This is a genomic window from Streptomyces sp. NPDC006385, assembly GCF_040612485.1.
Classification (GTDB): Bacteria; Actinomycetota; Actinomycetes; order Streptomycetales; family Streptomycetaceae; genus Streptomyces.
The window spans coordinates 20,666-38,024 of sequence record NZ_JBEXQG010000047.1 but is presented as its reverse complement, the minus strand read 5'-3'; the positions used below and the strand labels follow the sequence as shown (position 1 = coordinate 38,024).

The following is a 17,359-nucleotide window of genomic DNA, read 5'->3' as shown; positions in this document are numbered from 1 at the left end:
CCGGCCCACACCCAAGAAAGTGAGACTGAGTCCAAGCCTGTCATGAGTACCAAAATGGCTCCAGTGCCATTCAGGCCCGGATCCCGCATCGGTAACCTGGCCTCGTGGCCACCGACACCCCAGCCCCCGACGACGACAGCGCCCTGCCGTTGCGTGAACGCAAGAAGCAGCGCACCCGCCGCGCGCTCGCCGACACCGCGCTGGCGTTGTTCAGCGAGCGCGGCTTCGACCGCGTCACCCTCGAAGAACTGACCGCCCACGCCGAGATCGGCCGCAGCACCTTCTTCCGCTACTACGGCACCAAAGAAGACGTCGCCATGGCCGCCGAGGGCGAACTCTGGGACGCCTACACCGCCCACTTCGAAGCGCACACCGCCCCCGGCCCCGCACTTGACGCGCTGCGCACCTCGCTGACCGCGGCCATCCTGTCCATGCCTGACGACTGGGACCAACGCTTCCTGCGCACCCGCCGCCTCGCCGCCGGCACCCCAGTCCTGCACGACCACAGCCTCGTGTCCTCCATGAAGGTCCAGCAGCGCCTGGTGGAGATCCTCGAAGAACGCCTCGACGTCGACAGCCGCGAGGACGTACGGCTGCGTCTCCTCGGCGAGTTCGCCCTCAGCGCATGGCGCTGCGGCGCCCGCAACTGGGTCGCCGGCCGCGGCCCCGACGGCTACGACAAACGCCGCGGCCACGGAGGCACCAAGACCCTCGCACGTCGCGTCGAAGAAGCCTTCGACGCCATCCCTGCCAGCCTTGCCCTGAATCTCGATGCCGGCGCAGCGCCGCAGTGATCCCGGCTATCCAGTCTCTACGCTGGCTCAGGGGCCACTCGAGATCGCGGCCTACAGTGCGAGCTGGCCATGCAGGACATGGATCCACCGCGAGACAACAGTGGTGTTGCACCGCCCCCGCCCCTTCGCTGGCGTTTGAACGGGGCATCTACGCCGTCCAAGGCATCGACCCCACAGTGGCGTCCTCGACCGTGCGCGCGGGGCACTCCGCGGTGACGCAGCTGCTCGTGGCCGCCGGCCCCTGACCTCCGTCGTGCACACGCCGACGGTGAAGGACGCCGGTCCCCCACTGGTCCCCAAGAATGATCAAGGGCCGGTTTCGGATGCCTCCGAAACCGGCCCTGACCTGCGACTGTCTTCAGTCGGGACGACAGGATTTGAACCTGCGACCCCTTGACCCCCAGTCAAGTGCGCTACCAAGCTGCGCCACGTCCCGGTGCGCGCCGTGCGGTGAACCGCGTGATCGCGCGAACAGCACTTTACCCCACGTCGGCGGTCGTGCCGAAGAAGGCGTCCCGCAGCCCACAGGCCCCGGGCAGGAACAGGGGCAAGGGCAGGGGCAAGGGCAGGGCGCAGGGGCGGGGCAATGGACAATCGGTGTATGGGCACCACATCGTCAGGACGGCAGGCCGGCGCACGGGACCGGGACAGCGAGGGCCGGGCGCGCAACGCCCGGCCGCGGGACGGTCTGGGGCGGCCCCTCCCGTACGGCGCGGACGGCGTCGCCCGTCAGCCCGAGGGCGTCGTACGCACCCCGGAGCAGACCGTCGCCGAGGCGCAGCAACTGCTGGACGAGGGCAAGCCGTTCCATGCGCACGAGGTCTTCGAGGACGCCTGGAAGACGGGTCCGCCCGAGGAGCAGGCCCTGTGGCGGGGGCTGGCCCAGCTCACGGTGGGGCTCACCCACGCGGCCCGGGGCAATGTGACGGGCGGGGCCAGGCTGCTGCGGCGAGGAGCGGGGGCCGTGGAGGAGTGGGCATCGGGCGCCGGGGAGACGCGGCCGTACGGGATCGATCTCGCGGGCGTGGTCGCTTGGGGGCGGGAGCTGGCCGGTGTCGTGGAGGAGAGCGGCGAGGCCGCGGACGCGCGAGGGCGGGCGCCGAGGCTGCGAGGGCGGGCGTAGCAGGCCGGCACGGGCGTGTTCTTCGTTCCTCGACCAGGGCGAGGTGGCAGCCGACCTCACGCTGCTGCGCCGGGACCTGCTGGACGCGCGCCTATGGACGCGCGCCTACCGGAGGAGACGTACCGGGTCGTGGCGGCCCGGAACCCGGCCCGGAACCCGGAGCGGGACCGGTCGGCGGCGGGTGCGGCGTACTCCCCCGCCGTCGGGGGACTGGCGCGGCACCCGTGCCGGGGTCTACGCGCGGCTGATCGCCGAGACCGCGCCCCGCATCGAGCGGCTACACGCGGAGGCATGGGAGCGCAAGGGCTGGATCATGGACACGTGTCTGCCGCGCCGGAACCCGAAGGGGCGGTAGAGGAGCGGTGGGGGCGCCCGGAGGACCGGCTGCGAGAACACCGAGAACACCGAGAACACTATGAACACAACGAATCAGACCGTGGTTCCGCTCCCCGTCCCTCCCTAGCATCGCGGCGCACGGCTCGACGACGCGCCGGCGAGGACGAGGAGCAGCGCCTTGGACTGGACGAGAACGCACGCAGTGATCCGCAGGTCTGTCCCAGCGGCCCCGCAGCGGCGCAGGACGCTGGCCGCCGTGCTGGCCGGGGCCCTCACCGTCGGCATCCTCGTCGGCGCCTCGAACGCCCGGGGGCAGACGGCGGGACCGGCGCGTGCCGAGTGCCCGGCCGACTTGGCCGGGCAGGCCAGTTGCTACACCGGACCGTGACTCCAACGGCGCGTATTACGCGATGGCCGTGCCCGCCGACTGGAACGGCTCCCTCGTCGCGCACGCCCACGGCGGTCCCTATCTCGGTGCGGGCTCCGACCCGGCCCGCAGCCTCGACGATCTGGGCCGCTGGTCGGTGATGGTGAAGGAGGGCTACGCCTGGGCGGGTTCGTCGTACCGCCGAGGCGGCTACGGGAGGACGCGGATGGCCGCCGCCGACACCGAGAGCGTGCGGCGGCTGTTCGTCGGGGCGTTCGGCGAGCCGCGGCGGACGTATGCGCACGGTCAGTCGTGGGGCGGGAACGTCGCCGCGAAGGTCGTCGAGACCTACGGCGGGCGGCGGGGGGGCGTGCGACGGGGCGCTGCTCACCAACGGCGTCCTCGCCGGCGGTTCGCGGGGCTATGACTACCGCGTCGATCTGCGGGTCGTCTACCAGTACTACTGACTACTGCGGCAACCCAGCAGCGCAATCTCGACGGCATCCTGGCCGCCACCAGGATCCCGGAGCGCACGCTGGAGTCGCATCTGCGGTTCGCGACCTTCACCTTCCGGCCCCTTCCGGGACATCGTGCGCGACCGCCTCGGGGGGGCGGAACCCGTTCGGCAACCAGCACGTCCGGTACTCCGGTTCGCATGACGACGCGGCGCTCAACGCCGGTGTCGAGCGCTTCGCCGCGGACCCGACGGCCGTACGGGATCTGTCCTACGACAGCGATCTCACGGGCAAGGTCTCGATCCCGGTGCTGACCCTGCACGCGATCGACGATCCGACGGCGTTCGTGGAGCACGAGGCGGCGTACCGGGACACGCTGCGGGGGGCCGGCCGGGCCGGGCGGCTGGTGCGGACGTTCACCCGGGAGCACGAGCACAGCGAGCTGAGCGACGCCGAGTACGCTACCTCCGTGGCGGCGCTGGACGCGTGGGTGCGGACCGGTGAGCGGCCGACGGCCCGGTCGGTCGCGGCCTCGTGCGCGGCGTTCGACCGCGCCTACGGCACCGGCTGCTTCTACGACCCGGCGTTCAGCCCCTCGCCGTACGCCTCGCGTGTCGAGCCGCGGCCGGGTGGGCTGCGGTGGCCGGCCATGACCGCGGGTCAGGAGCGGGCGTGGAGCAGGATCGAGGGTGTCGGGATCGCTCCCTGAGCGGTCCGGCCGGATCGGTCGCTATCGTCCTGGTATGGCATCCGTGCGGGCGGCTCTGATCGACATCGACGGGGTCCTCACCGTGTCGTGGCAGCCGCTGCCCGGTGCCGTCGAGGCGCTGCGGGAGATCCGCGCGGCCGGTCTCGGGGTCGCGCTGGTCACGAACACGACGTCGCGGACCCGGGCGTCGATCGCCCGGGTGCTGGCGGAGGCGGGGTTCCCGGTGTCCGCCGAGGACATCCTGACGGCGCCCGCCGTCACCGCCGCGTATCTCGCCGAGCACTGGCCGGGTGCGCGGTGTGCGCTGCTGAACAGCGGGGACATCGCGGAGGACCTGGGCGGGGTGACCGTCGTCGGCGGGGACGAGGGCGATGCCGCCGCGGACGTCGTGGTCGTCGGGGGCGCCGGGCCCGAGTTCGACTACGCGGCGCTCAACCGGGCCTTCGGGCAGGTGCGGCGCGGGGCGCGGCTGGTGGCCATGCACCGGAATCTGTACTGGCGTACGGACCAGGGGTTGCAGCTCGATGCCGGCGCGTTCCTGGTCGGTCTGGAGCAGGCGGCGCGGGTCGAGGCGGAGATCACGGGGAAGCCGTCGGCCGCGTTCTTCGAGGCGGCGCTGGCGCATGTGGGCGCCGGTGCGGGCGAGGCGGTGATGGTCGGGGACGACATCGAGTCCGATGTGCTGGCGGCGCAGCGGGCCGGTGTCACGGGCGTGCTGGTCAGGACCGGCAAGTATCTGCCGGAGACGCATCGGGCGGCGAGCGGCAGCCCCGACCATGTGATCGACTCCTTCGCCGACCTGCCCGCCCTGTTGGGGCGACTGCGGGGGTCAGAGCAGTAGCTGGACGCCGCCCACGACCGTCGCCGCGATGACGAGTTGCTCGAACAGCCGCTGGTTGATCCGGTTCACCGCCCATTTGCCGATCAACGCGCCAGGTACGACGAAGACCACGAGCGCCGCGTCGAGCAGCAGCGAAGGGCCGTCGATGAGGCCGAGGCCGGCGCTGAAGGGCACCTTGGAGACGTTGACGATCAGGAAGAAGAAGGCCGAGGTCCCCAGGAAGCCGAGCTTGCGGAAGCCGGCCGACAGCAAGTACATCGACATCACCGGGCCGCCCGCGTTGGCGACCATCGTGGTGAAGCCGCCCAGGACGCCGTACGAGCGGGCCTTGATCCGGCCGGCCCGGGTGGTGACCGAGTCCGGTTCCTCCTCCTTGTCCGCCGTACGGCGGCGCCACACGGTGACCGCCGCCATCATCAGCAGGATCGCGCCGATCGACGTCCGGACGATCCCGTCGTCCGCCCACATCAGGAACAGGGTGCCGAGGACGACGCCGGCCGCGACGGCGGGGAACAGCCGCCACAGCGTGGGCCAGTGGGCGTGCCGGCGGTAGGTGAGGACGGCCAGTACGTCCCCGGCGATCAGGATCGGGAGCAGGATGCCGGTGGAGGCGCGGGCGGGCAGTACGGCGGCGAAGATCGCGAGGCTGACCGTGTTGGCCCCGCTGACGGCTGTCTTGGAGAAGCCGACGAGCAGGGCCGCGAAGGCGAGCGCGGCGAACTCCCCGCCGGTGAGGTGCCACAGAGTCATCGTGTCCATGCGGAGACCGATGGTATGTGCGGACATCAGGTGCCGGTAAGGACCGTCTCGCCAGTCGGGAGACGCCGCGCCGGGTCGGGTCGGTGCCCGGTGCCGCTGACGAGTCGGCCGGTGCCCAGTGCCGCTGACGAGACGGCCGGTGGCTAGTGCCGCTCCACCAGGACCGCGCTCCCCTGTCCGACGCCCACGCACATGGTCGCCAGCCCCCGCTCCGCGCCCGTGCGCCGCATGCGGTGCAGCAGCGTCGTGAGGATGCGGGCACCGGAGCAGCCCAGCGGGTGGCCCAGCGCGATCGCGCCGCCGCTCGCGTTGACCAGGTCGGGGTCGATGCCGAGTTCGTCCACGCACGCGAGGGCCTGCGCCGCGAACGCCTCGTTGAACTCGGCCTCCTGGATGTCGCCGACCGTCCAGTCGGCGCGGGCCAGCACCCTGCGGGTGGCGGGGACCGGCCCGATGCCCATCACGTCGGGGTGGACGCCGGCCGAGGCGCCGGCGACATAGCGGCCCAGGGACTCCAGGCCCAGTTCGTTCAGGGCCTCCTCGCTGACCAGGAGCAGTCCGGCGGCGCCGTCGTTCATCGGTGAGGCGTTGCCCGCCGTGACGCTGCCGCCCTCCTGGAACACCGGCTTCAGCCGGGCCAGCTTCTCGTACGAGGTGTCCTCGCGGATGCACTCGTCGCTGTCGACCAGCACGCCGTCGGGGCGCTCGACCGGCAGGAGTTCGTCGTCGAAGTGGCCGTTCTTGCGGGCGTCGGCGGCGCGTCGGTGGCTGCGCAGCGCGAACTCGTCCTGCCGCTCGCGCGGGATTCCGTGGCGCTGGGCGACCTCCTCGGCCGTCTCGCCCATGGAGAGCAGGCCGTGCAGGTCCTTCATCGCCGGGTTGACCAGGCGCCAGCCGAGCCGGGTGTCGGCGGTCTCGATGCGGTGGGGCAGCGCCTCGTCGGGGCGGGGCAGGACGAAGGGCGCGCGGCTCATGGACTCGGAACCGCCGGCGAGCACGATGTCGGCCTCGCCCGCGGCGATGGTGCGGGCGGCGGCGGTGACGGCTTCGAGGCCGGAGGCGCACAGACGGTTGACCGTGGCGCCGGGGACCGACTCGGGCAGGCCGGCGAGCAGCGCGGCCATGCGGGCGACGTTGCGGTTGTCCTCGCCGGCCTGGTTGGCGGCGCCCCAGTAGACGTCGTCGATGCGGGCCGGGTCCAGCGCGGGCACGTCGGCGACGAGGCCGCGGATCACGGTCGCGGCGAGATCGTCGGGCCGTACCGACGACAGCGCTCCGCGCAGTTTGCCGATGGGGGTGCGGCGGGCGGCCGCGAAGTGAACGGGACGCACGACAGGTCTCCTGACCGGGCGGTATGGATCGGCACCGTCTTAATTAGCATCGCTAGTTTTGGACTATAGACCGAGGCACCGCGCCCTGGGAAGATCCCCGGGAACCGTCCACCGACGCAGCCGGAGGGGCCATGGGCGACACCCGCGAGCATGTACTCGACGGAAGCCGGGGGTCCGTCGTCGTACGCGAATGGCCCAACCGGCGCCCCCGGTACCTCGCGCTCGTGATCCACGGCTACGGAGAGCACGTCGGGCGGTACGCCGAGGTGGCGGAGGTCCTCGTGGCGCACGGGGCGTCGGTGTTCGGACCCGATCACGTCGGGCACGGCCGGTCGGCGGGTGAGCGCGTGGTGATCGAGGACTTCGAGGAGGTGGTCGCCGATGTGCACGCCGTCGCGGGACTGGCCAGGGCCACGCATCCGCGGGTGCCGGTCGTCCTGATCGGGCACTCCATGGGCGGCCTGATCGCGGCCCGCCACACGCAGCTCCACGGGGACGGGCTCGCCGCCCTGGTGCTGTCCGGGCCGGTGATCGGCGACTGGGAACTGCCCCGGCGGCTGCTCGCCCTGGACGAGATCCCCGACACCCCCGTCAGCCCGGCCGCCCTCTCCCGCGACCCGGAGGTGGGTGCGGCGTACGCGGCGGATCCGCTGGTCTGGCACGGTCCGATGAAACGGCCGACCGTGGAGGCGTTCGCCCGGATGCTGGACACCGTGTCCAAGGGCGGTGCCATCGGGCCCGTGCCACTGCTGTGGCTGCACGGCGACGACGACCGGCTGGTCCCGCTCACCGGCAGCCGCGTCGGCATCCAGGAGCTGCGCGGGGACGAGCTGACCGAGCGCGTCTATCCGGGAGCCCGGCACGAGGTGTTCCACGAGACGAACAAGGCGGAGGTGTTCGCGGACCTCATCCGCTTCCTGGACGGCGTGTTCACACTCCGAGACGCGTGACGTTTGCACCCGTTCCGCCGGGGCACCCGCGCCGACATCGACCAAGCCAGAAGGAGGAGCTCGATATGACCGTGGTCAAGAGCACGCTCCCCGAGCCGGCTCGCCGAGTCGCCGGGGACGCCCTGCAGAGCACTCTCGTCGATCTTCTCGGGCTCTCGTTGATCGGGAAGCAGGCGCACTGGAACATCGTGGGCCCGCGGTTCCGCTCGATCCATCTTCAGCTCGACGAGGTCGTGTCGTTGGCCCGTACGCACGCCGACACGGTCGCGGAGCGCTCCTCGGCGCTCGGCCTGCCGCCCGACGGCCGTCCGGAGACCATCGCCGCGGCCTACACGCTGCCCGGCCCCAAGGAGGGGTGGGTGCGCGACACGGAGGTCGTCCAGCTGATCGTGGACGCGTTGGGGACGGCCGTCGAGCGGCTGCGCGAACGCATCGACACGACCGCCGAGGCGGACCCGGTGACGCAGGACCTGCTGATCGGCATCACCAGCGACCTGGAGAAGCAGCGCTGGATGTTCGACGCCGAGAACTGGCCGCGCGACGAGTGACACGGCCGTACGCGAAGGCCACACGCCGTACGCCGAGAACCACCCGTCCGTACGCCGAGAACCGCACGCCGTACGCGAACACCCGCATTCGGAGAGAAGGGGCACACCGTGACCGACGCCCTCGAACTCGACGCGCTGTGGGAGAACTTCCACCGCGCGGTGAACATGACCTCGCAGGAACTGGCCGCCTGGCTGCGCGTCAGTGACGCCGGCGAGAACACCGAGCCGCTGCCGGACCAGGCCGGCACGGACACCGGGCAGCACGTCCTCGCCATCCTCCAGAAGCGCCGCACGGATCTCACGGACGACGACATCCAGGTGATGTACGACGTCGTGGACACCGTCACCGCCGAGGCGGACGTGGAGAACGAGCCCGAGCCCGAACAGACCCGCCGCAGGCATCAGTTGATGACGATCGGCCACGACCCGCTGAAGCCGTGAGCCGGGAGAAGGGCGCGTCATGAGCCGCGTCATGAGCAAGGACGAGCGCGTCGTGCAGGAGCTCGTGCGGGCGCACGGGAAGACGTTCGCCGAGGAGGCGGGCATCCCGCTGAAGGACACCCCGCAGCCGCTGTACCGGCTGCTGGTGCTGGCGCATCTGCTCAGCGCGCGGATCCGCGGCTCCATCGCCGTCGACAGTGCCCGCGAACTGTACGAGGCGGGGCTGCGCGATCCGCGCCGCATGGCCGCCGCCGACTGGCAGGAGCGGGTGGACGCCCTGGGCCGGGGCGGCTACCGGCGCTACGACGAGCGCACCGCGACCCAACTCGGCGACGGAGCCGAGCTGTTGAACGACCGGTGGGGCGGCGACCTGCGGCGGCTGCGGAAGGAGGCGGACGGCGACGTCGACGAACTGCGCCGCCTGCTGCGGGAGTTCCCCGGCATGGGACCGGCCGGCGCCGACATCTTCCTGCGCGAGGCCCAGCGGGTCTGGCCGGAAGTGGCGCCCTACCTGGACGACAAGGCGCTCTCGGGGGCGCGCCGACTCGGCCTGCCCGAGGACCCGGACCGGCTGGTCGACCTGGCCGCGGACACCGAACCGGCCGTGCTGGCCGCCGCGTTGGTGCGGGCCTCGCTCGACAAGGAGGTGGCCGAAGACAGCCTCCGCCGGGCCGCATGATCGTGACAGACTGCTCGCACAAACGCCGTACGCCGTCGTCGAGCAGAGGGAGACCCGCGTGACCGGGACCGAGCCGGCCGTACCGCGCATCGACACGAGCCGGCCGCATCCGGCGCGGGTGTACGACTGGTTCCTCGGCGGCAAGGACAACTACCCCGTCGACGAGGAGCTCGGGCGGCGGATCACCGCGCTGCAGGGGGACGCTCCGCGGCATGCGCGGGCCAACCGCCGGTTCATGGAACGGGCCACGCGCGCGATCGTCCAGGAGACGGGCATCCGCCAGTTCCTGGACATCGGTTCCGGCATCCCGACCGAGCCCAACCTGCATCAGATCGCCCAGTCCGCCGTCCCGGACGCGCGCGTGGTGTACGTCGACAACGACCCGATCGTGCTCGCCCACGCGGCGGCCCTGCTGCACGGCACCCCGGAGGGGATGACCGAGTATGTCCAGGTCGACGCGCGCGAGCCGGAGCTGATACTCGAAAGGGCCGCGTCCGTCCTCGACCTCGACCGGCCGGTCGCCCTGTCGCTGATCGCGCTCCTGCACTTCATCGCGGACGACGACGGCGCCCACGAGCTGGTGGACACGCTGGTGGGCGCGCTCGCCCCCGGCAGCTGTCTGGTGCTGTCGGCGATGACGGCGGACTTCGACCCGGAGAACGTCAACCGTGGCATCGCGGCCTACACGGCGAGCGGGGTGACGCTCGTGGCGCGTTCGCACACCGAAATGGGCCGGTTCTTCAAGGGACTTGAGCTGATGGAACCGGGGATCGTCTCCCTGTCGGACTGGCGCCCCGCGGCGGGCGGGGACGGGGAGAAGTTGGAGCCCGTGTCGCTGTACGGCGCGGTCGGTCTCAAGCGCTGACCCGCACCTCGCTCAGCCGAGCAACCACCCGCCGTCCACCGCGAGTTCGACGGCGTTCACCGACCGGTTGCGCAACAGGAAGTCCACCGCGTCCACGACGTCGGCCATCGTGGCGAGCCGCCCGGTGGGAGTTCTGGCGCGCAGTCCCGCCCGCACCTCCTCGGGTTTGCCCAGCCAGTAGGGGCTGTCGCCGACGACGCCGGGGTGCACCGCGTTGACCCGTACGGGCGCCAGCTCGACGGCGAGGGTGTTCACCAGGCCGCCCACGCCCGCGTTGACGGTCGCCACCGTCGTCGCCCCCACGTACGGGCGTTCCTTGGCCTGACCGCCGAACAGCACGATCGCGCTCTCGTCGTGCAGCCGTTCCCGCAGGGCGTGCACGACCTCGGTGTAACCGACGAGTTTGAGCGTGACCAGACGCAGGGCCGCCTCGATGTCGTAGTCGGTGACCCGGTTGTCGTCCCGGGCGATGCCCGCGATCACCAGGTGGTCGACGCGCCCGACGCCGGCCAGCGCGGCGGCGATCTCCCTGGGGCGCGAGAGGTCGAGGGGGATGCCTTCAAGGGCGCCGACCTCGGTGGCCACCGAGTCGGCGCGATCCGCGCTCCGGCCGGTGAGGACCACCTGGTCGCCCCGCTCCACGCGGAAGCGGGCGAACTCGCGGCCGATCCCGGACGTCCCGCCCACGACGAGCACACTGCTCATGACCCCAGGGCCTCCCTCAGGTACTCCCAGTCCCGGGTGAACCGGTAGGAGTGGCGCGACGGCGGCTGCGGCGCCTGGGTCTCCAGCCAACGCAACGGCCCCTGACCGGCGTTGGCGAAGCCGTGCACGCAACCGGCGCCCGCCCAGGCGCAGTCGCCGGGACCCAGCCGGTACCGTTCGCCGTCGAACACCGCGTCCGCCTGCCCTTCGAGGAACAGGTACGTCTCCTCGAAGGGGTGATCGTGCGTGCCGGCGACGCCGTCCGGCGCGTACCGCACCATGAACATGGTGGAGGCGACCGCGCCGAGGTCGCCGTCGACCATCATCTTCACGGTGATCCCGCTGTACACGAGCAGCGCGGTCCGCATGCTCGCCGACACCGCGAGCAGCTCCTGCGCCTGCTTGCCGGGATCCATCTGCACGGGCTCGAAGTGGCCGAACGACCGGGTGCGCGGGTCGCGGACATCGATGCGGACGGGGTCGCGCTCGGGCAGCGCGGGCACCGGCTGGGTGTCGTACCCGTAGCGGGCCCGCGGCACCGGGGCGAGCATGTCGGCCCAGCGGCCGGCGCTGTCCCCGGCGCCGCGCCAGGCGTGCGGGACGCCGGTGGGGAGCAGGCCGTAGTCGCCCTCTTCGAGAAGGTACGACCCTTCGGGCACATCGAGGATCACAGCCCCGTAGAGCACATGGAAGCTCTCCTCGTACGAGTGCACATGGGCCGCTACCCGGCCGTCGGGCCGTATCCCGCACAGGCCGAAGCCGGTGTGCACGCTGCCCTCGTCCTCGCCGACCAACGTCCGCCGCCGGTACCCGAGTCCGTCGTACGGCGGCTCAGGGGCGTCGGCGGTCCGGCGCACCAGGTGTCGGGTCATGCCGCGCTCCTCGCCTCCTTCGCCGCGAGCAGCCGGTCGCGGGACTCCTCGACCAGGCGCCGGGCGCGGTCGAGGTCGGCCGTCAGTCTGCCGTCGCGCTTGCGGATGACACCGTCGACGATGACGGTGTCGACGTTGGAGACGTCGGCCGAGAGCGTCACCGCGGCGGCCGCGTCGTGCACCGGGGCGACATTCAGCGCGGTGGCGTCGATCGCCACGACGTCGGCGCGCTTGCCGGGAGTCAGCGAGCCGGTGCGGTCCTCGACGCCCGCGACGTGTGCGCCGTTGCGTGTGGCGATCTCCAGCATCTGACGTGCCGTCAGCATCGTGTCCGGCACGGGCAGGTTGGCCTTCCAGCAGTCGGCGTTGACCCGGGCGCGCTCGGCGCCGAAGGCCGCGCGGATCTGGGTGAACATGTCGCCGGGCACGGTGGTGACGACATCGATGCTCAGGGACGGCCGCAGCCCGTACTCGATGGCCTTCATCACGGGCGGCCAGCCGTGCCCCATCTGCGCCTCGACCTGCGGCGCGATCGAGACCGTGCCGCCGCTGTCGGCGACCATCCGCCACTCGTCCTCGTGGAGGTAGCAGCAGTGGACGTAGGTGGTGTCGGGGCCGAGCAGACCGAGGTCGTCCAGCTGCTTGACCATGCCGAAGCGACCGGCGAGCCGCCCCATCGCCACGTGCACGGTGACCGGGATGCCGAGCTCGCGGGCGAGGGCCCATTCGGCGGTGACGACGTCGTGGGTGCAGAAGCCGGGGCCGCGGGTGGCGAGGGCCATGGTCAGCAGGCCGCTGTCGGAGGAGAAGTAGGTGTCGCGGATCCGGCGTACGTCGTCGCCGGGGACGGCGATCTTGCTGTCGAACCAGTAGTCGGCGAGCGAGGTGTTGGCACTGCCGTACGCGTACTGGGCGCGGATGCCGGTCTCCGTGAGCGCCTGGATCGCCGCGTCCGGGTGTTCGGGCGTGTTGTTGATGTGGGACCAGTCGACGAGGGTCGTGATGCCGGCGTTCAGGCACTCCAGGGAGCCGGCGAGGTTGCCCGCGTACACGTCCTCGGGGGTGTACAGCGGGGCGAAGGTGTCGAGGATGTCGACGAAGTAGTCGTCCAGGGTGGCGTCGGGGGCGACATTGCGGATCGGCGCCTCCCAGGTGTGCCGGTGGGTGTCCACGAAGCCGGGGATCACGATACGGCCGGTCATGTCGAGCACCTCGGCGTCGGCGCCGATCTCCCGGTCCACCGCCGCGATCCGGCCGTCCTCGATGAGGACGTCGCCCTCGGGCAGGTCCCCGACGCCGGGGTCCATCGACAGCACGTGACCGCCGCGCAGGAGTATCCGATTGGTCATCGCCCTTCCTCCCTTGGGGTGTTCAGTAGGCGGCGAGGCCGCGTACGGCCGCCAGGACCTTCTCGACGGTGGGGATCACCCGCTCCTCCAGCGCGTCGGCGAACGGCAGCGGGACGCACTCCCCCGCCACCCGCCTGACCGGCGCGTCCAGCAGGCCGAAGCCCTCGTCGGCGACTGCCGAGACGAGGGTGCCGCCCCAGCCGCCCTGGTACGGGTTCTCCTCCACGGCGACGAGCCGGGAGGTCCGGCCGAGCGAGGCGAGCACGGTGCTCACGTCCAACGGCACCAGGCAGCGCAGATCGACGACCTCGGCCTCGATGCCATCCTCGCCGGACAGCACCTCGGCGGCCGTCAGCGCGAGCGGCACCATCGAGGCGAGGGCCACGAGGGTGACGTCGGCGCCCTCGCGGACGACGGCGGCGCGGCCCAGCTCGACGACGTGATCCGGCGGTGGGGGCGTGCCCTTGGTGGCGAGCAGCCCCTTGTGCTCGAAGAAGACCACCGGGTCGTCGCTGCGGATCGCCGCCGCCATCATGCCGATCACGTCGGCGGGTGTCGCCGGCGCGGCGATCTTCAGTCCGGGCACGGTGAACGCCCAGTTCTCGGTGGACTGGGAGTGCTGCGCGCCGAAGCCGAGCCCGCCGCCGTTGGCGGTGCGCACGACGAGCGGGACGGTGACCTGGCCGCCGGTCATGTACCGCACCTTGGGGATCTCGTTGGCGAGGTAGTCCCAGCAGCAGGCCAGGAAGTCGGAGAACATGACCTCGGCGACGGGCCGCATCCCGGTCATCGCGGCGCCCATCGCCGCGCCCACGATGGCCTGCTCGGAGATCGGCGTGTCCCACACCCGCTCGGGCCCGAACTCCTTGAGGAGTCCGGCGGTCGTCTTGAACACCCCGCCCGCCTCGCCGATGTCCTCGCCCAGGCACACCACGGTCGGATCGCGCCGCATCTCCCGCGCGATGCCCTCGGCGACCGCCTCCCGGTAGGTGATCACGTCCGCCACGCCGCACCTCCGTCCGCCCATACGTCGGTCAGCGCCTCGTCCGGATCGGGCGGCGGGGCGGCCTTCGCGGCCTCGATCGCCCTCGCCACCAGGGCACTCGCGCGCTCGTCGGCCTCGTTGATCGTCTCCGGCGCCGCCCCCAGCCCGACGAGCCGGTCGCGCGCCAGGTCCAACGGGTCGTGCCTGAGCCACCGTTCGACCTCCTCGGCCGGTCGGTAGGTGGCCGCGTCGGCGCGACTGTGCCCGAAGTGCCGGTACGTCCGCGCCTCCAGCAGCGCGGGCCCGTCTCCCGCCCGCGCGCGCCCCGCGAGGCGGGCCACGGTCTCGTGGACGGCGACGACGTCGTTGCCGTCCACCACCTCGCCCGGGATGCCGTACGCGGGTGCCCGGTCGGCGGCGGGCCGGGCCACGGCCGTGACGGCGGCGATCGGCGTGTACTCCATGTACAGGTTGTTCTCGCAGACGAACAGCGCCGGCAGCTTCCATACGGCGGCCAGGTTGAGCGTCTCGTGGAAGGCGCCGATGTTGGTGGCGCCGTCCCCGAAGAAGGCGACCGCGACCTGGTCGGTGCCGCGCAGCCGGGCCGACCAGGCGGCACCGGCCGCCATCGGGAGGTGGGCGCCGACGATGGCGTAGGAACCGAGCATGCCGGTGGACGCCTTGGTCAGGTGCATGGAGCCGCCCTTGGCCCCGCACAACCCGGTTGCCCGGCTCATCAGCTCGGCGAGGCACTCCTCGGGGGTCGCGCCCCGGGCCAGCGCGTGATGGTGGCCCCGGTAGGTGGCGAAGACGTAGTCGTCGGGGCGCAGGGCGGCGCTCGCGCCGACGGCGATGGCCTCCTGCCCGGCGGCGAGGTGGGTGGTGCCCTTGACGAGGCCCTGGAGGAACAGGTCGTGGGCGGCCTTCTCCGTACGGCGGATGACGGCCATCTGCTCGTAGGCGGCGAGGAGTTCGGCCCGGTCCATCAGCGCGTCCCGTCGCCGTGCGGGGTGTTGAGGTGGGACTGCGACTCGCGGCGGGTGTTCAGCTCGCCGCCCACGGTCCAGTACTTGCGGCCGGCCACGAGCAGTTCCTCGGCGGGGAACTTGGTGATGACCTCGCAGCCGTCGGCGGTGACGACCAGCTCCTCCTCGATACGGGCGGCGGACCAGCCGTCGGCGGCGGGCCAGTAGGTCTCCAGGGCGAACACCATGCCCTCTTCGAGGACCTCGGGGTGGTCGAGGGAGACCAGTCGGCTGAAGATCGGCTTCTCCCAGATCGACAGGCCGACGCCGTGGCCGTACTGGAGGGCGAAGGCGGCGGTCTCGTCGGCGAAGCCGAACTCCTCGGCGCGCGGCCAGACCTGGACGATGTCGGCGGTGGTGGCACCGGGTCGGACGAGGGCGATCGCCTGGTCCATGTACTCCCGGCAGCGGACGTACGCGTCGCGCTGGGCGCGGGAGGCGCTGCCGACGGCGAAGGTGCGGTAGTAGCAGGTGCGGTAGCCGAGGTGGCTGTGCAGGATGTCGAAGAAGGCGGGGTCGCCGGGCCGGATCAGGCGGTCGCTGTAGACGTGCGGGTGGGGTGAACAGCGCTCGCCGGAGATCGCGTTGACGCCCTCGACGTACTCGCTGCCGAGGTCGTACAGGACCTTGCTGACGACACCGACGCACTCGTTCTCGCGCACGCCGGGGCGCAGATGTCCGTACAGCTCCTCGTACGCGGCGTCCACCATCGCGCACGCCTGCGTGAGCAGGGAGATCTCGTCCGGCGACTTGATGCGGCGGGCCTCCAGGAAGACCTGCTGTCCGTCGACGACGTCGATGCCCTCGGCGCGCAGGGCGGTGAGGACCGGCATCTCGGCGACGTCGATGCCGAGCGGCTCGCCTGCCAGGCCGTGGTCGCGCAGCTCGGTGGCGATCTTGGCGGCGACGTCCTGGGCGATGCCGGCGTCCGGGTGGAAGGCGCCGCGCAGCGTGGAGATGCCGGCGCGGGCACCGGTGGGCGGGCCGCCCTCCTTGCCGTCGCTGTAGTCGAGCCACGGGTTGTAGAGCTGGTGGTGGCGGGCGGCGGAGCCGAAGTCCCAGACGATCGGTTCGCCGCCGCGCACGAGCAGGGCGAAGCGGATCAGCTTGTCCATCGCCCAGGTGCCGATGTGCGTGGCCGTCATGTAGCGGATGTTGGCGAAGTCGAAGCTGAGGAGCGCGCCGAGCTCGGAGCGGTTCAGGGTCTCGTCGAGGCGGGCCAGCCGCTGCTCGCGCAGCCTGTCCAGGTCGACGCGTTCTTCCCAGTCGACGGCGTTGGGTCCGAATGTGCGGATCGCCATGGCGACCACCCCCGCTTGGGAGTCAACGACCGTGTCCGGCGGGTGTCAAGTGTCACTGAACGACATCGGGGGACACGAACCAGATACCGATGGCCGGTACGGCACCATCATTGCGGTAGCGGTGCGGGGTCGTCGACTCGAAGCAGACCGCGTCGCCCGGACGCAGCGTGTACTCGTCGAAACCGAGCGTGAGGACCAGCTCGCCCGAGGTCAGGTAGCCGTACTCGGTGCCCGAGTGACGCATGAGGCCGCCCGAGCTGGAGGAGGCGCCGCCGGGCCGGTAGGTCACCTGGAGGAAGTCGACGTCCGTGCCGGGAACATGGCCGAGACGCTCCCACACGACCCCTGAGTCCAACTCCAGCACCTCCCGCTCGTCCGGCGTGACCAGGGGGCCGATGCGGCGGTGGGGGTCGGCGGCGACGGCGGCCAGGGCGTGCGACGCGGCGCCGGGCGTCGCGTGCGGTCCGGGGAGTTCCGTGTCGCCCCCGCCCGCGTCGAAGATCGATTCGACGGAGATGCCGAGGGCGGTCGTGATGGCGTACAGGGTGCTGACCGAGGGCTGGCTCTTGCCGTTCTCGATCTGCGAGATGAGGCTCGCCGAGACGCCGATCTCGCGGGCGAGCGCCCGCAGGCTCGTCCCGCGCTCCAGGCGTGCCCGCCGGATGCGCGCACCGACGGGCGGAACGGCGGCGGGAGGCATGGGTGGCTCCTCTCGGCGGACCGGGGCGAGGGACACGGATGGCGTTCGCTCTCATTGAACAGTGCTCAGCGCACAGTGAGGGGGCTTCGGCGGTATCGATGCCGCGAACCCGTCCGTCGCACGCCCGAACGAGGTGCCCTCGGCGAGCAGCGGCGAGACCGCCGCGTGGTGGGGCCGGACGCGAGGCCGTGCCTGCCGGGGATCGGCCGAACGGCCGAGGGGGC

The 17,359-nt window shown here is 71.8% G+C and carries 17 protein-coding genes, 1 tRNA gene and 2 pseudogenes; 10 read left to right on the top strand and 10 right to left on the bottom strand.

What is annotated here, in order from left to right; translation table 11 throughout:
• Window positions 1–104: 104 nt before the first annotated feature.
• Window positions 105–794: a TetR family transcriptional regulator gene (locus ABZ078_RS29540; RefSeq protein ID WP_356580202.1), complete on the top strand. Its 690-nt coding sequence runs from the start codon at window positions 105–107 to the stop codon at window positions 792–794.
• 362 nt (window positions 795–1,156) lie between these two features.
• Here ABZ078_RS29540 and ABZ078_RS29535 read toward each other — a convergent pair.
• Window positions 1,157–1,230, bottom strand: a tRNA-Pro gene (locus ABZ078_RS29535).
• Between the two features lie 165 nt (window positions 1,231–1,395).
• Between ABZ078_RS29535 and ABZ078_RS29530 the strand changes: the two genes are divergently transcribed.
• The 4 genes and pseudogenes from ABZ078_RS29530 to ABZ078_RS29515 all read left to right on the top strand — a co-directional run bounded on the left by ABZ078_RS29530 (window position 1,396) and on the right by ABZ078_RS29515 (window position 4,625).
• Window positions 1,396–1,917, top strand: coding sequence for a DUF309 domain-containing protein (locus tag ABZ078_RS29530; RefSeq protein WP_356580200.1), 522 nt, complete (start codon window positions 1,396–1,398; stop codon window positions 1,915–1,917).
• Window positions 1,918–1,945: 28 nt separating this feature from the next.
• Window positions 1,946–2,272 (top strand): annotated as a pseudogene (locus ABZ078_RS29525) (hypothetical protein); the annotation flags it as partial.
• A 264-nt stretch (window positions 2,273–2,536) separates the two neighbouring features.
• Window positions 2,537–3,784, top strand: a pseudogene (locus tag ABZ078_RS29520) (hypothetical protein).
• 34 nt (window positions 3,785–3,818) lie between these two features.
• Window positions 3,819–4,625 carry an HAD-IIA family hydrolase gene (locus tag ABZ078_RS29515; RefSeq protein WP_356580198.1) on the top strand — a complete coding sequence of 269 codons (807 nt, stop codon included), beginning with the start codon at window positions 3,819–3,821 and terminating at the stop codon, window positions 4,623–4,625.
• Here the strand turns inward: ABZ078_RS29515 and ABZ078_RS29510 are convergent.
• Entirely contained in the window at window positions 4,614–5,384 is a 771-nt protein-coding gene (locus tag ABZ078_RS29510; protein WP_356580196.1) for a sulfite exporter TauE/SafE family protein, read from the bottom strand. The genes ABZ078_RS29515 and ABZ078_RS29510 overlap by 12 nt on opposite strands.
• Before the next feature lie 143 nt (window positions 5,385–5,527).
• Window positions 5,528–6,715 carry a thiolase family protein gene (locus ABZ078_RS29505; protein ID WP_356580194.1) on the bottom strand — a complete coding sequence of 396 codons (1,188 nt, stop codon included), beginning with the start codon at window positions 6,713–6,715 and terminating at the stop codon, window positions 5,528–5,530.
• Between the two features lie 131 nt (window positions 6,716–6,846).
• Here ABZ078_RS29505 and ABZ078_RS29500 point away from each other — a divergent pair, with 131 nt between their 5' ends.
• The 5 genes from ABZ078_RS29500 to ABZ078_RS29480 all read left to right on the top strand — a co-directional run bounded on the left by ABZ078_RS29500 (window position 6,847) and on the right by ABZ078_RS29480 (window position 10,198).
• Window positions 6,847–7,665: a lysophospholipase gene (locus ABZ078_RS29500; RefSeq protein WP_356580192.1), complete on the top strand. Its 819-nt coding sequence runs from the start codon at window positions 6,847–6,849 to the stop codon at window positions 7,663–7,665.
• A gap of 65 nt (window positions 7,666–7,730) precedes the next feature.
• The gene (locus ABZ078_RS29495; RefSeq protein ID WP_356580191.1) at window positions 7,731–8,213 is read left to right on the top strand and encodes a DNA starvation/stationary phase protection protein; all 483 of its coding nucleotides are present in this window, start codon (window positions 7,731–7,733) and stop codon (window positions 8,211–8,213) included.
• A gap of 108 nt (window positions 8,214–8,321) precedes the next feature.
• Window positions 8,322–8,654: a DUF3140 domain-containing protein gene (locus tag ABZ078_RS29490; protein WP_356580189.1), complete on the top strand. Its 333-nt coding sequence runs from the start codon at window positions 8,322–8,324 to the stop codon at window positions 8,652–8,654.
• Between the two features lie 31 nt (window positions 8,655–8,685).
• Entirely contained in the window at window positions 8,686–9,333 is a 648-nt protein-coding gene (locus tag ABZ078_RS29485; RefSeq protein ID WP_356580257.1) for an endonuclease, read from the top strand.
• Between the two features lie 58 nt (window positions 9,334–9,391).
• On the top strand, window positions 9,392–10,198 hold the full coding sequence (locus ABZ078_RS29480; protein ID WP_356580187.1) for an SAM-dependent methyltransferase: 807 nt from the start codon (window positions 9,392–9,394) through the stop codon (window positions 10,196–10,198).
• A 12-nt stretch (window positions 10,199–10,210) separates the two neighbouring features.
• On the opposite strand, the gene ABZ078_RS29475 is transcribed toward ABZ078_RS29480, so the two are convergent.
• The 7 genes from ABZ078_RS29475 to ABZ078_RS29445 are packed head-to-tail and all read right to left on the bottom strand — an operon-like array spanning window position 10,211 to window position 17,135.
• Window positions 10,211–10,903 carry an SDR family oxidoreductase gene (locus ABZ078_RS29475; RefSeq protein WP_356580185.1) on the bottom strand — a complete coding sequence of 231 codons (693 nt, stop codon included), beginning with the start codon at window positions 10,901–10,903 and terminating at the stop codon, window positions 10,211–10,213.
• Window positions 10,900–11,775 carry a cupin domain-containing protein gene (locus tag ABZ078_RS29470; RefSeq protein ID WP_356580183.1) on the bottom strand — a complete coding sequence of 292 codons (876 nt, stop codon included), beginning with the start codon at window positions 11,773–11,775 and terminating at the stop codon, window positions 10,900–10,902. Before ABZ078_RS29470 ends, ABZ078_RS29475 begins: the two co-directional genes overlap by 4 nt.
• Window positions 11,772–13,124, bottom strand: coding sequence for an amidohydrolase family protein (locus tag ABZ078_RS29465; RefSeq protein ID WP_356580181.1), 1,353 nt, complete (start codon window positions 13,122–13,124; stop codon window positions 11,772–11,774). Before ABZ078_RS29465 ends, ABZ078_RS29470 begins: the two co-directional genes overlap by 4 nt.
• A gap of 22 nt (window positions 13,125–13,146) precedes the next feature.
• Entirely contained in the window at window positions 13,147–14,130 is a 984-nt protein-coding gene (locus tag ABZ078_RS29460; protein ID WP_356580179.1) for an alpha-ketoacid dehydrogenase subunit beta, read from the bottom strand.
• Window positions 14,118–15,095 (bottom strand): thiamine pyrophosphate-dependent dehydrogenase E1 component subunit alpha, encoded by a 978-nt coding sequence (locus tag ABZ078_RS29455; protein WP_356580177.1) that lies wholly within the window; start codon window positions 15,093–15,095, stop codon window positions 14,118–14,120. The genes ABZ078_RS29460 and ABZ078_RS29455 overlap by 13 nt, the downstream gene beginning before the upstream one ends.
• Window positions 15,095–16,435 (bottom strand): Xaa-Pro peptidase family protein, encoded by a 1,341-nt coding sequence (locus ABZ078_RS29450; RefSeq protein WP_356580175.1) that lies wholly within the window; start codon window positions 16,433–16,435, stop codon window positions 15,095–15,097. The genes ABZ078_RS29455 and ABZ078_RS29450 overlap by 1 nt, the downstream gene beginning before the upstream one ends.
• Before the next feature lie 52 nt (window positions 16,436–16,487).
• A complete protein-coding gene (locus tag ABZ078_RS29445; RefSeq protein ID WP_356580173.1) occupies window positions 16,488–17,135 on the bottom strand; it encodes an XRE family transcriptional regulator in 648 nt (215 codons plus the stop codon).
• Window positions 17,136–17,359 lie beyond the last annotated feature (224 nt).

Bases quoted from the DNA above. Each gene is read 5' to 3' on its own strand.
- ABZ078_RS29475 (WP_356580185.1), bottom strand. From the start codon at position 10,903: ATGAGCAGTGTGCTCGTCGTGGGCGGGACGTCCGGGATCGGCCGCGAG.
- ABZ078_RS29510 (WP_356580196.1), bottom strand. From the start codon at position 5,384: ATGGACACGATGACTCTGTGGCACCTCACCGGCGGGGAGTTCGCCGCG.
- ABZ078_RS29450 (WP_356580175.1), bottom strand. From the start codon at position 16,435: ATGGCGATCCGCACATTCGGACCCAACGCCGTCGACTGGGAAGAACGC.
- ABZ078_RS29530 (WP_356580200.1), top strand. From the start codon at position 1,396: ATGGGCACCACATCGTCAGGACGGCAGGCCGGCGCACGGGACCGGGAC.
- ABZ078_RS29445 (WP_356580173.1), bottom strand. From the start codon at position 17,135: ATGCCTCCCGCCGCCGTTCCGCCCGTCGGTGCGCGCATCCGGCGGGCA.
- ABZ078_RS29455 (WP_356580177.1), bottom strand. From the start codon at position 15,095: ATGGACCGGGCCGAACTCCTCGCCGCCTACGAGCAGATGGCCGTCATC.
- ABZ078_RS29465 (WP_356580181.1), bottom strand. From the start codon at position 13,124: ATGACCAATCGGATACTCCTGCGCGGCGGTCACGTGCTGTCGATGGAC.
- ABZ078_RS29500 (WP_356580192.1), top strand. From the start codon at position 6,847: ATGGGCGACACCCGCGAGCATGTACTCGACGGAAGCCGGGGGTCCGTC.
- ABZ078_RS29515 (WP_356580198.1), top strand. From the start codon at position 3,819: ATGGCATCCGTGCGGGCGGCTCTGATCGACATCGACGGGGTCCTCACC.
- ABZ078_RS29470 (WP_356580183.1), bottom strand. From the start codon at position 11,775: ATGACCCGACACCTGGTGCGCCGGACCGCCGACGCCCCTGAGCCGCCG.
- ABZ078_RS29495 (WP_356580191.1), top strand. From the start codon at position 7,731: ATGACCGTGGTCAAGAGCACGCTCCCCGAGCCGGCTCGCCGAGTCGCC.
- ABZ078_RS29485 (WP_356580257.1), top strand. From the start codon at position 8,686: ATGAGCAAGGACGAGCGCGTCGTGCAGGAGCTCGTGCGGGCGCACGGG.